6 protein-coding genes are annotated in these 13,257 nt (G+C 63.8%); 4 read left to right on the forward strand and 2 right to left on the reverse strand.

The features are described from left to right. Window positions 1-13: 13 nt before the first annotated feature. Window positions 14-3,481, reverse strand: coding sequence for a response regulator (locus tag PHLH3_RS19115; RefSeq protein WP_213625386.1), 3,468 nt, complete (start codon window positions 3,479-3,481; stop codon window positions 14-16). 310 nt (window positions 3,482-3,791) lie between these two features. On the opposite strand from PHLH3_RS19115, the gene PHLH3_RS19120 reads away from it, so the two are divergent. From PHLH3_RS19120 to PHLH3_RS19135, 4 genes are read left to right on the forward strand one after another with little or no spacing between them, the layout of a single operon-like run. Then, window positions 3,792-5,930 carry a type I secretion system permease/ATPase gene (locus PHLH3_RS19120; RefSeq protein ID WP_213625387.1) on the forward strand — a complete coding sequence of 713 codons (2,139 nt, stop codon included), beginning with the start codon at window positions 3,792-3,794 and terminating at the stop codon, window positions 5,928-5,930. Between the two features lie 3 nt (window positions 5,931-5,933). After that, window positions 5,934-7,349: an HlyD family type I secretion periplasmic adaptor subunit gene (locus PHLH3_RS19125; RefSeq protein ID WP_111263128.1), complete on the forward strand. Its 1,416-nt coding sequence runs from the start codon at window positions 5,934-5,936 to the stop codon at window positions 7,347-7,349. 52 nt (window positions 7,350-7,401) lie between these two features. After that, the gene (locus PHLH3_RS30690) at window positions 7,402-11,895 is read left to right on the forward strand and encodes a calcium-binding protein (RefSeq protein WP_213625388.1); all 4,494 of its coding nucleotides are present in this window, start codon (window positions 7,402-7,404) and stop codon (window positions 11,893-11,895) included. Then, window positions 11,811-12,569 carry a calcium-binding protein gene (locus tag PHLH3_RS19135; protein WP_213625389.1) on the forward strand — a complete coding sequence of 253 codons (759 nt, stop codon included), beginning with the start codon at window positions 11,811-11,813 and terminating at the stop codon, window positions 12,567-12,569. The genes PHLH3_RS30690 and PHLH3_RS19135 overlap by 85 nt, the downstream gene beginning before the upstream one ends. A 39-nt stretch (window positions 12,570-12,608) precedes the next feature. On the opposite strand, the gene PHLH3_RS19140 is transcribed toward PHLH3_RS19135, so the two are convergent. Then, window positions 12,609-13,175, reverse strand: a complete 567-nt coding sequence (locus PHLH3_RS19140) for a TetR/AcrR family transcriptional regulator (protein WP_213625390.1) — start codon at window positions 13,173-13,175, stop codon at window positions 12,609-12,611. Window positions 13,176-13,257 lie beyond the last annotated feature (82 nt).

Genomic DNA, 13,257 nt, shown 5'->3' on the forward strand with positions numbered 1-13,257 from the left:
TCGCTGAAAACATTCAGAAGCGCTCCAGCTGCGGCAGCCACACGCGGATCAGCGAGAACAGGCGCTCCAGGTCGATGGGCTTGGCCAGGTAATCGCTGGCGCCGGCCTTCATGCACAGCTCCTGGTCGTCCTTCATCGCCTTGGCGGTGACGGCGATGATCGGCAGCCTGGCCCAGCGCGGCTCCTCGCGGATGCGCCGGGTGGCCTCGTAGCCATCCATCACCGGCATCATCACGTCCATCAGCACCAGGTCGATGTCGGGGTTCTCGTCGAGCTTGTCGATGGCCTCCTGGCCGTTGCGCGCGGTCACCACCTGGGCGCCCTTCTCGTCCAGCGCGCTGATGAGGGCGAAGATGTTGCGCACGTCGTCGTCCACCACCAGCACTTTGCGCTTCTCGAACACCTTGTCGCGGTTGCGCGCGGTTTGCAGCATCCGTTGGCGTTCGCTGGAAAGCGATGATTCGACCTTGTGCAGGAACAGCGTGACCTCGTCCAGCAGGCGCTCGGGCGAGCGCGCGCCCTTGATGATGATCGAGCGCGAATGCCTGAGCAGGTCCTCTTCCTCGTCACGGGTGAGGTTGCGCGAGCTGTAGACGATCACCGGCGGGAAGGTGCCGAGGTCTTCGGCGGCCATGCGCTTGAGCAGCTCGTTGCCGTGCATGTCGGGCAGCTTGAGGTCGATGATCATGCAGTCGAACTGGGTGTCGCGCAGTTGCTCCAGGGCCTCCTCGCCCCGTTCGGCGGCGACCACCTGGATGTCCTCGTCGCCCACCAGGCGGGCGATGCTGTCGCGCTGCGAGGCGTCGCCCTCGACCACCAGCACGCGCTTGACCTTCTGCGTGAGCTTGGCCTCCAGGCGCGAGAAGACGTCCACCAGCAGCTCGCGGGTGGTGGGCTTCTGCGCATAGCCGATGGCGCCCAGGTGCAGCGCGGGCTCGGTGCGGTCGTCGGTGGAGACGATGTGCACCGGTATGTGCCGGGTGTGCGGATCGTCCTTGAGCCGTTGCAGCACCGAGAGGCCGGAATCATCCGGCAGGCGCATGTCGAGGAGGATGGCATCCGGCCCGTGTGCGCCCGCCAGGCGCAGGCCCTCCCCGGCGCTCTGGGCCACCAGGCAACGGTAGCCGAGCTCATGGGCCAGGTCGTAGAGGATCTGCGCGAACTTGGGCTCGTCCTCGATCACCAGCACGCAGCGCCCGCCCTGGTCGGCCAGGCCGCGGTCGTCGGGGAAGGCCGGCACCTCCGGCTGCTCCTCGTCCGGGGCCGGCGTCGGCTCGGGCAAGGGGGCGGGTTCGACGGGCTCGGGGGCCGTCTCCTCGGCCTGGTAGCTCTCCGGCAACCAGAGGGTGAACAGGCTGCCCTGCCCCGGCTCGCTGCGCAGCACGATGCTGCCACCGAGCATCTGCGCCAGGTTGCGCGAGATCGACAGGCCCAGGCCGGTGCCGCCGAAGCGCCGGTTGGTGGTGCCGTCGGCCTGGCGGAAGGCCTCGAAGATGAAGTTCTGCTGTTCCTGGCTGATGCCGATGCCGGTGTCGGCGACATCGAAGGCGATGCCGCCCTCCGCCGGGCGCACGCGCAGGCGCACGCTGCCCTCGTGGGTGAACTTGAAGGCGTTGGAGAGCAGGTTCTTGAGGATCTGCTCCACCCGCTGGCTGTCGCTGAAGAACTGCCGGGGCGCGGCGGCATCCACCTGCACCTGGAACTCCAGCTGCTTCTCCGTCGCCTGCGGCCGGAAGAGGCTCTCCAGGTTCTCCACCATGCGCGCCAGCTCGGTCTGTTCCGGGCGTATCTCCAGGCGCCCGGCCTCGACCTTGGCGATGTCGAGGATGTCGTTGATCAGCTTCAGCAGGTCGGTGCCGGAGGAGTAGATCAGCTCGGCGTATTTCACCTGCTGCCCGTCGAGGTTGCCCTTGCGGTTCTCCGCCAGCAGCTTGGAGAGGATCAGCGAGCTGTTCAGCGGCGTGCGCAACTCGTGGGACATGTTGGCGAGGAACTCCGACTTGTAGCGGCTGGCCCGCTGCAGTTCATCGGCCCGTTTCTCCAGCTCCCTGCGGGCCTGGTCGAGGGCGTGGTTGCGCTCATCCAGCGCGTCGCGCTGCTCCACCAGGCGCAGGGTCTTCTCGTTGAGCTGCTCGTTGGTCTGTTCCAGCTCGGCCTGCTGCGTCTCCAGGCTGGCCTGGGATTCGCGGATCAGCCGCGACTGGTCCTCCAGCTCCTCGTTGGCGGTACGCAGCTCCTCCTGCTGCACCTGCAGCTCCTCGTTGAGTTGCTGCGTCTCGGTGAGCACATCGTGCAGGCGCTGGCGATAGCGCGCGGCCTCGAGGGAAGCCCCGAGGCTGCCGCCAATGGCGTCGAGAAAAGCCTGGTCACGCTCATCCAGCGGCCGCAGAAAACCCAGCTCGACGATGCCGTTGACGCTGCCCTCGGTGGCCGTGGGCGCGAGCATCACCGAGAGCGGAGCGTCGTTGCCCAGCCCGGAATTGACCTTGAGGTAGCTCGGCGCCAGCCCCTCCAGCACCCGGGAACGGCGCTCCACAGCCACCTGCCCGACCAGCCCGGCGCCATCGGCGAAGGCCTGCTCACGGGCCTGCTCCTCGGGTGAAAAGCCATAGTCCGCCACGCGGCGCAGCTCGCCATTCTCCTGGCGCACGTAGAGCGCCCCCACCACCATGCCCAGGTACTGGGCGAGAAAATCCAGCACCGCACGCCCGATGCTGCCGGCCGACTGCTGGCCGATGATGCTCTCGGCCAAGCGCGATTGTCCTTCGCGCAGCCAGGCCTGCTGCTGCAGTTTCTGGTTGTCGGCGAGCTGGCGTTCCAGCGTGGCGCCGTAGGTGCTCGAAAGGCCCAGCAGCTCGCGTCGACCGACGAACGCCAGCAAGCCGCTGAAACCGAAGCTGAACAGCAGATAGGCGACGACGGTGAAGAGGGCGGTGTTGCTCGCCCGCTCATTGCGCTCATGGCGCAGTTGCTGCTCGGCGGCAATGAAATCGGCGAAGGTCCGGCGGATGCCATCCACCAACTGCTTGCCGCGCTTCTCGCGCACGGCGGTGGTGATGTCCTGGTTGGCACGGCGGCGCTCGATCATCTCCTGGGCGAAGGTGCCCCAGCGCTCCTGCATGGCCTGGATGCGGCGCAACTTTTCCAGCTGGACGGAATTGTCCCTGACCAGCTCGGCCAGCTCCGACATCCGCGACTCCAGGCGCGGCGTGGCCTCTTCGAAGGGGTCGAGGAACTCGTCCTCCCCGGCGATCAGGTAACCGCGCAGGCTCGACTCACGATCCAGCGTGTAGCGAAAGCCCTCGTTGGCCTTGCCCATGACCATATCGGTGTGCTCGACCCAGCTCAGCACGTACAGCAGGTAGCCGATCAGGGCGATGAACAGCGCGGCGCCGAGCACGCCGATGCCGATCGGCAGGGCCACATTGCGGGAGAGGATGCGGCGGAAACTTCTTTCGTCGATGCTGGCGGTGGCGTTCATCGGCTGTCCCTGGAATGGATGCGCAAGACCCGTAGACGGGCACCCAACGCATCGCCGATTCCCTGGTGACCGCTGGGCTGTGGTGCGCAGCGCCAAGCGCTGCCTGAGGAAAATGTAGCTAGTTGTGCCCGTTTCGCCCGGGAAAGATGGCATGACGCCGCCATCCGCGCGGTCAAACCCGGGCCTCTCGGACTTTCGCCACGCAGAATGAGAACCGCTCATCAACTGCCTGCTTTGCGGCTTGGCCGCGCATTGGCAGAATGACGCGCGCATTACATGGCGCTATGCCACCACCAAGGACGGACTCCCGATGCAGGACAGCAACCCTCACGAGCCAGGGCAAGGGCTCGACGCGGGCCTCGCGTGCCTGGTCATGCTCGCGCGTTTCCATAACGTCGCCGCCTCCCCCGAACAACTCGCCCACGAATTCGCCGAAGACGGCCGCCCCTTCGGCAAGGCCGAGCTGCTGCTCGCCGCCAAGAAGCTCGGCCTCAAGGCCCGCCCGGCACGCAGCACCATCGCCCGGCTGGAGCGCACGCCGCTGCCGGCCATCGCCTGTGACCGCGACGGCAGCTTCTTCATCATCGCGCGGCTGGACGACGGCAAGGCGCTGATCCACGACCCGCGTGCGCAACGCCCGGAAGTGCTGGAGTTCGAAGGCCTGGCCGAGCGCTGGAGCGGCGAGCTGATCCTGATCCGCTCCGAGGCGTCCCTGGCCGGCGAGCTGGCGAAGTTCGACTTCACCTGGTTCATCCCCGCCATCGTCAAGTACCGCAAGCTGCTGGGCGAAGTGCTGCTGGTGTCCTTCGTGCTGCAGATCTTCGCGTTGCTGACGCCGCTGTTCTTCCAGGTGGTGATGGACAAGGTGCTGGTGCACCGAGGCCTTTCCACGCTGGATGTGATCGCCATCGGCCTGCTCGGCATCATGCTCTTCGAGACGGCGCTGTCGGGCCTGCGCAGCTATGTGTTCGCCCACACCGCCAGCCGCATAGACGTGGAGCTGGGCTCGCGCCTGTTCCGCCACCTGGTGACGCTGCCGCTGGCCTACTTCCAGGCGCGCCGGGTGGGCGACTCGGTGGCGCGGGTGCGCGAGCTGGAGAACATCCGCAGCTTCCTCACCGGCAACGCCATCACCCTGATCCTCGACGTGCTGTTCTCGGTGGTGTTCATCGCCGTGATGTTCTTCTACAGCGGCTGGCTGACGCTAGTGGTGCTGCTGTCGCTGCCGCTGTATTTCCTCATCTCGCTGATCATCACGCCGATGCTGCGCGCGCGGATCAACGAGAGCTTCGCCCGCGGTGCGGAGAACCAGGCCTTCCTGGTGGAGACGGTCAATGGCATCGACACGCTCAAGGCGATGGCGGTGGAACCGCAGATCAACCGCAAGTGGGACAACCAGCTGGCCGGCTACGTGGCGGCCAGCTTCAAGACCCAGACGCTGTCGACCATCGCCAACGAGGGCGTGGGGCTGGTGGGCAAGCTGGTGACCGTGGCGACCCTGTGGCTGGGTGCACGGCTGGTGATCGACGGCGACCTCAGCGTCGGCCAGTTGATCGCCTTCAACATGCTGGCCGGGCGGGTGTCGCAGCCGATCATGCGCCTGGCTCAGCTGTGGACCAACTTCCAGCAGACCGGTGTCTCGGTGCAGCGCCTTGGGGACATCCTCAACACCCGCACCGAGCTGTCCCAGGCAGCACGCAGCGCGCTGCCGCCGATCCGTGGCAACGTCGAGTTCGACCAGGTGCACTTCCGCTACCGCCCGGACGGTTCCGAGGTACTGCGCGGGGTGAGCCTGAGCATCCAGGCCGGCGAGGTGATAGGCGTGGTCGGCCGCTCCGGCTCCGGCAAGAGCACCCTCACCCGCCTGCTGCAACGCCTCTACACGCCCGAGCGCGGGCGGGTGCTGGTGGACGGCATGGACCTGGCGCTGGCGGACGTGTCCTCGCTGCGCCGGCAGATAGGCGTGGTGCTGCAGGACAACATGCTGTTCGCCCGCAGCATCCGCGAGAACATCGCCCTCACCGACCCGGGTGCGCCCATCGAGGTGGTGATGCAGGCGGCCAAGCTGGCCGGCGCCCACGAGTTCATCCTCGAACTGCCCGAGGGCTACGACACGGTGGTGGGCGAGCACGGCGCCTCGCTCTCCGGCGGCCAACGCCAGCGCGTGGCCATCGCCCGGGCGCTGATCGGCAACCCGCGCATCCTCATCTTCGACGAGGCCACCAGTGCGCTGGACTACGAGTCCGAACGCATCATCCAGCAGAACATGAAGGACATCTGCCGGGGCCGCACGGTGATCATCATCGCCCACCGCCTCTCTGCCGTTCGCGATGCCAACCGCATCGTGGTGATGGACCGCGGGCAGATCGTCGAGCAGGGCACCCACGCCGAACTGCTCACCCACCAGGCCGGGCATTACTCGCGCCTGCACCGACTGCAGCAGGGGTAAGCCATGGGCGCCAAACGCGAACTGATCAACCGTTACCGCACCGCCTGGCGTCACGCCTGGCGCCACCGCAAGGCCATGGACGCACCGCAGCGCCTGAGCCACGAGGTGCAATTCCTCCCCGCCGCCCTGGCCCTGCAGGAGCAGCCGCCGCACCCGGCGCCGCGCTACATCCAGTGGGCGATCATCGCCTTCGCCGCGCTCGCGCTGGTCTGGGCCTGCGTCGGCGAGATCGACGTGGTGGCCACCGCCACCGGCAAGATCGTGCCCAGCGGCAAGACCAAGATCATCCAGCCCAGCGAGGTGGCGGTGGTCAAGGCGATCCACGTCTACGACGGGCAGAAGGTCAAGGCCGGCGACCTGCTGGTGGACCTCGACGCGCAGATCACCGGCGCCGACGTCGACCGCCTGAAGAGCGACCTGCTCGCCGCCCAGGTGGACAGCGCCCGCGCCCGTGCCCTGCTCGACGCCATCCAGGACGGCGGCGAACCCACCTCCCTCGCCGCACTGATCCCCGAAGCCAGCCCCGAGCAGCAACTGGCCGCCCAGCGCTGGCTGCAGGGCCAGTACCTGGAACTGCGCAGCACCCTCGACCAGGCCGACGCCGAGATCGACCAGCGCGTCGCCGAGATCCAGGCGGCCAAGGCCTGGGTGGCCAAGCTGGAGGAATCCCTGCCCATCACCCGCCAGCTCTCCGCCGACTACAAGCGCCTGCTGGACAAGGCCTACGTGGCCAAGCACGCCTACCTGGAGAAGGAACAGGCACGCCTCGACCAGGAGCGCGAACTTGCCATCCAGCAGGCCCGCGTCATCGAACTCACCGCCGCCCGCAGCGCCGCCGAACGCCAGCGCAACACCGTGCTGGCGCAAACCCGCCGCGCCATGCTCGACCTGCAGCACGAATCCGAACAGCGCGCGGCCTCCCTCGCCCAGGAACTGAAGAAAGCCGAACAGCGCGACCGCCTGATGCGCCTCACCGCCCCGGTGGACGGCACCGTGCAGCAACTGGCCATCCACACCAACGGCGGCGTGGTCACCGAAGCCCAGCCGCTGATGGTCATCGTGCCCAGCGACCAGCCGGTGGAAGTGGAAGCCATGCTGGAGAACAAGGACATCGGCTTCGTCCACCCCGGCCAGGAGGTGGAAATCAAGGTCGAGACCTTCACCTTCACCAAATACGGCGTGGTGCACGGCACCGTGCAAAGCATCTCCAACGACGCCATCGACGACGAAAAACGCGGCCTGGTCTACAGCACCCGCATCCTGCTCAAGGAAAACAGCATCCAGGTCGGCGACAACCGCATCGAACTCTCCCCCGGCATGGCCGTGCGGGCGGAAGTGAAGACGGACAAGCGAAAGGTGATCGATTATTTCCTGAGTCCGTTGAAGGAATATCAGGATGAGAGTTTGGGGGAGCGGTGACACCACTCTTCCACTTCAAAATTCAATACTCAATAAAGACAAGGAACGTACGATGTCTAATGAAGAACAACCCCGCGACCACGTAGTTATCAGCACCGATGGCCTGCGTGTTTATGATACGGGCGGGTATGAGGCTGAAATAGGACTGGATGGATCCGTTGTATTCAAAGACAAATACGGAAACATCTTCGAACCGAGCTTCGACGGTTCATCAGTTACCTATGTCTCTGGAAATTCCACCATAAAGGTAGAGACGGACGGAACTGTAACGCTTCATACAGAACGAGGACCAGGCGAGACAACTATCGTCTCCAAAATAGGGGCTGACGGGAAAACCAGCATAGAGAGAGCCACCATCTCTGGGACTCCACTGTCTCTTGGCAAGAAAGTCATGGTTGTAAGCGTTGGCGTGAAGCTGGAGTGGACACCACAAGATGGTTGGTCACTCGACGGGGAACTCCAGATATTTGGCATGACACTGCCTGAGATCGCTGACACTGCTTACGCTGCGGTAGAGAGCTCCGGTGTTGGCCAACTGATGGGCAGCCGCGACGAGTGGATGCAGGCTGTAGAAAATGGTGAAACCACCGATTCCCATCTCGTCTGGCTGCGCAAGAGAAATCAGGCCCAAGTCAAAGCGGAAACCAACCAACACTTCAACGAAGCCAACGCCTTCGTCGAACGCTTCTATGACCCCCTCAGTCTCGATCTGGACGGCGATGGCATTGAAACCGCCAGCGCCAGTGCTGGCATCACCTTCGACTTCGATGGCGATGGCCTGAAGACCGGCACCGGCTGGGTCAAGGGCGACGACGGCTTCCTCGTGCTGGACCGCAATGGCAACGGCCAGATCGACAATGGCGGCGAGCTGTTCGGCGTCGACACCGTCAAGGCCAACGGCCAGAAAGCCAGCAATGGCTTCGACGCGCTCAAGGACTTCGACAGCAATGGCGATGGCGTCTTCGATGCCCGGGACACCCAGTTCGCCAATGTGAAGATCTGGCAGGACGCCAACCAGGACGGTATCGCCCAGGCGGGCGAACTCAAGACCCTGGCCGAGCACAATATCGTCGCCATCAACCTGGACTCAGCGGCGAGCAACCACAACTCCAACGGCAACCTGATCAGCGCCGTCGGCAGCTTCATTCGTCGCGATGGCAGCGAAGGCACGGTCAACGCCAACCAGAGCCTGGCCGCCAACCTGGACCTGGCCAGCAATCCCTTCTATCGCGAGTTCACTGACCACATCGCCCTGGATGACACGGCCAAGGCCCTGCCGGACATGAAAGGTTCCGGCGCGGTGCGTGACCTGCGCGAAGCCTCGATGCTCAACGCCGAACTCAAGACCCTGCTGGCCACTTACTCCCAGGCGCAGACCCGCGAAGAGCAGATGGGGCTGCTGGATCAATTGATCGCCGAATGGGCGAAGAGCGCCGATTACCAGACCTTCGATGAACGCATCGACGCGCTGGATGAAGGCACCACCGATGTGCGCTTCCAGTACTCCTGGGAAGCCAGCGGCACACAACCGACCGAAGCGCAGCAGAGCGCTCAGAAGCTTCTTGAGCGTGTGAAAGCGCTGGAAGTATTCAATGCGCAGAACATCCTAGAGTTCGGCAAGGTGGGAGCTGAGGCAAACAGCCTGACGTTGTCAATTGGTATTGGTGCTGGCAGCAGCAATAGCACTTACAACACTGCCCAAGGCAACGCAGTAATCAACGAAAATCACCTATCTATGAATGCTGGGCAAGCCAGCTTATTGAATCAGGCTTACGAAAGCCTCAAGCAGTCTATCTATGACGGTCTGGCACTGCAGACTCGTTTGAAACCATATGCAGACACGATTGATCTGAAACTCACGACCAATGGGATTGAGCTTGACTACGATCGGATGCACGCACTGTTCGCAGCTAAGGCGAATGACAGTCCATTCATAGCCATTAGCGACGCATTGGATTTCTCCCGAGTCTGGAAAGACAAGAAATCCACAGACTTACTTAAAGCGTCGTTCATTCCTGCATTAGTAGAGCAGCTGCCCGCAGAAGAGCTCAATAGACTCCGCGACCAAATGCTCCACTTCAACTCTCAGCATATTCAGCTGGGTAATGCTTCCAATGACTCACTGATAGGTACGTCAAGAAACGACTACATACTTGGATTGGGTGGTAACGACTATATCCTCGGCGGCTACGGCAATGACACCCTCGTTGGTGGCAAGGGCAACGACACCCTCGACGGCCATAACGGCAGTGACACCTACGTCTTCAGCCTCGGTGATGGCCAGGACACCTTGGCCGAGATCTACAGCAGCGACTCTCTCGCCACCGACATCATTCGCTTCACCGAAGGTATCGATGTCGCCGGCATGCGCATGAGCCGCGAAGGCAAAAGCCTCACCCTGCACTACAGCGCCACCGACAGCATCACGCTCGCCGACTGGTACAGCACTCCGTCCGTCCGGGTTGAAAAGGTCGAGTTCGCCGATGGCAGCAGCCGCACCATCAACAGCCTGGAAATGGAGCTCGGGGTTACCGGCACAGCCGGTAACGATGGCTTCGCGCCCTATGGCAACGATGGCGCGCACTTCAAGGGCCTGGCAGGCAACGACCTGCTGAACGGCTCCACCGGTAACGACATCCTCGATGGCGGTGACGGCGACGACAGCCTCAATGGCGGCTACGGTAATGACACCCTGCTCGGTGGAGCGGGTGACGACGCCATCCTCGGCGGCTACGGCGATGACATTCTCATCGGTGGCAAGGGCAACGACACCCTCGACGGCCATGACGGCAGTGACACCTACGTCTTCAGCCTCGGTGATGGCCAGGACACCTTGGCCGAGTTCTACAGCAGCGACTCTCTCGCCACCGACATCATTCGCTTCACCGAAGGTATCGATGTCACCGGCATGCGCATGAGCCGCGAAGGCAAAAGCCTCACCCTGCACTACAGCGCCACCGACAGCATCACGCTCGCCGACTGGTACAGCACTCCGTCCGTCCGGGTTGAAAAGGTCGAGTTCGCCGATGGCAGCAGCCGCACCATCAACAGCCTGGAAATGGAGCTCGGGGTTACCGGCACAGCCGGTGACGATGGCTTCGCGCCCTATGGCAACGATGGCGCGCACTTCAAGGGCCTGGCAGGCAACGACCTGCTGAACGGCTCCACCGGTAACGACATCCTCGATGGCGGTGACGGCGACGACAGCCTCAATGGCGGCTACGGTAATGACACCCTGCTCGGTGGAGCGGGTGACGACGCCATCCTCGGCGGCTACGGCGATGACATTCTCATCGGTGGCAAGGGCAACGACACCCTCGACGGCCATGACGGCAGTGACACCTACGTCTTCAGCCTCGGTGATGGCCAGGACACCTTGGCCGAGTTCTACAGCAGCGACTCTCTCGCCACCGACATCATTCGCTTCACCGAAGGTATCGATGTCACCGGCATGCGCATGAGCCGCGAAGGCAAAAGCCTCACCCTGCACTACAGCGCCACCGACAGCATTACGCTCGCCGACTGGTACAGCACTCCGTCCGTCCGGGTTGAAAAGGTCGAGTTCGCCGATGGCAGCAGCCGCACCATCAACAGCCTGGAAATGGAGCTCGGGGTTACCGGCACAGCCGGTAACGATGGCTTCGCGCCCTATGGCAACGATGGCGCGCACTTCAAGGGCCTGGCAGGCAACGACGTACTGAATGGCGCTTCCGGTAACGACATCCTCGATGGCGGTGACGGCGACGACAGCCTCAATGGCGGCTACGGTAATGACACCCTGCTCGGTGGAGCGGGTGACGACGCCATCCTCGGCGGCTACGGCGATGACATTCTCATCGGTGGCAAGGGCAACGACACCCTCGACGGCCATGACGGCAGTGACACCTACGTCTTCAGCCTCGGTGATGGCCAGGACACCTTGGCCGAGTTCTACAGCAGCGACTCTCTCGCCACCGACATCATTCGCTTCACCGAAGGTATCGATGTCGCCGGCATGCGCATGAGCCGCGAAGGCAAAAACCTCACCCTGCACTACAGCGCCACCGACAGCATCACGCTTGCCAACTGGTACAGCACTCCGTCCGTCCGGGTTGAAAAGGTCGAGTTCGCCGATGGCAGCAGCCGCACCATCAACAGCCTGGAAATGGAGCTCGGGGTTACCGGCACAGCCGGTAACGATGGCTTCGCGCCCTATGGCAACGATGGCGCGCACTTCAAGGGCCTGGCAGGCAACGACGTACTGAACGGCGCTTCCGGTAACGACATCCTCGATGGCGGTGACGGCGACGACAGCCTCAATGGCGGCTACGGTAATGACACCCTGCTCGGGGAGCGGGTGACGACGCCATCCTCGGCGGCTACGGCGATGACATCCTCATCGGCGGCAAGGGCAACGACACCCTCGACGGCCATGACGGCAGTGACACCTACGTCTTCAGCCTCGGTGATGGCCAGGACACCTTGGCCGAGTTCTACAGCAGCGACTCTCTCGCCACCGACATCATTCGCTTCACCGAAGGTATCGATGTCGCCGGCATGCGCATGAGCCGCGAAGGCAAAAACCTCACCCTGCACTACAGCGCCACCGACAGCATCACGCTTGCCAACTGGTACAGCACTCCGTCCGTCCGGGTTGAAAAGGTCGAGTTCGCCGATGGCAGCAGCCGCACCATCAACAGCCTGGAAATGGAGCTCGGGGTTACCGGCACAGCCGGTGACGATGGCTTCGCGCCCTATGGCAACGATGGCGCGCACTTCAAGGGCCTGGCAGGCAACGACGTACTGAACGGCGCTTCCGGTAACGACATCCTCGATGGCGGTGACGGCGACGACAGCCTCAATGGCGGCTATGGCAATGACACCTACTTGTTTGCCAAAGGGGATGGCCAGGACCTGGTAGCCGATGCAGATGGCAACGACACCCTTCTCTTCGGTGAAGGCATCTCCGCCAACGACATCTGGCTCCAACGCAACGGCAGCAACCTGGAGCTGACCCTGCGCGACTCCACCGACAAGGTCACCATCAGCAACTGGTACTCCAGCACCTCGAACCACATCGAGACCATCAAGTCCGGTGACGGCAAGACCCTTCTCGACAGCCAGGTGCAGAACCTGGTCAACGCCATGGCGGCCTTCGCGCCGCCTGCAGGCGGCAGCTCCAACCTGACGCCTGAACAGAAGGCACAACTGGAGGTGGTGATCGCCGCGAACTGGCAGTAACCGCTGAGTAGATGAACAAGGCCCCTCACGGGGCCTTGTTCATTTCCGGGGTTTGGAATTGTTCAGCGCGCCATCCACCCATCCCCTCACCTGCTCGGCACTGGGCGCTTCGGGGGCGAAGAGGATGCGGTAGATCATCGGGGCGACCACGGCGTCGATCAGTTGTTCGGCGCTGGGGGCGGGGTCGTGGCGCTGGGCGGCGCGGTCGAGGATGAGTTGCAGCTGGCAGCGGACGAGATCGGCGCATTGGCCGGGGTAGTCGCCGGCAAGATCTGAGACGACGTCGCGGATGAGGGTGCGGCCGAGTTCGGAGCTCATCTCGTCGAGGTATTGCTCGGCCCAGGCGTGCAGGTCGCCGGCGAGGGTGCCGGTGTCCTGGGGCTCGCCGGGGAGCATGCGCTCCAGGGCGACGTCGGCCAGCAGGGCGGAGAGATCGCCCCAGCGGCGGTAGATGGTGGAGGGCGTGACGCCCGCGCGGGCGGCGATCTGCGGGACGGTGAGGTCGGCGCGGTCGCGCTCCTCGAGCAGTGCGCGCACTGCCGCGTGGATGGACTCCTGCACCCGGGCGCTGCGCCCGCCGGTGCGGCGGTTTTCTTTGATGGCCATGGCGGCGGACCTTATCACAAAGAATTTGCGTTAAGGAATTGCCGGGCGCAGACTGCGCAAACGCAATTACTTAGCTTTAGCG

The sequence above is a fragment of the Pseudomonas sp. Pc102 genome (assembly GCF_018408275.1).
Lineage (GTDB): Bacteria > Pseudomonadota > Gammaproteobacteria > Pseudomonadales > Pseudomonadaceae > Metapseudomonas > Metapseudomonas tohonis.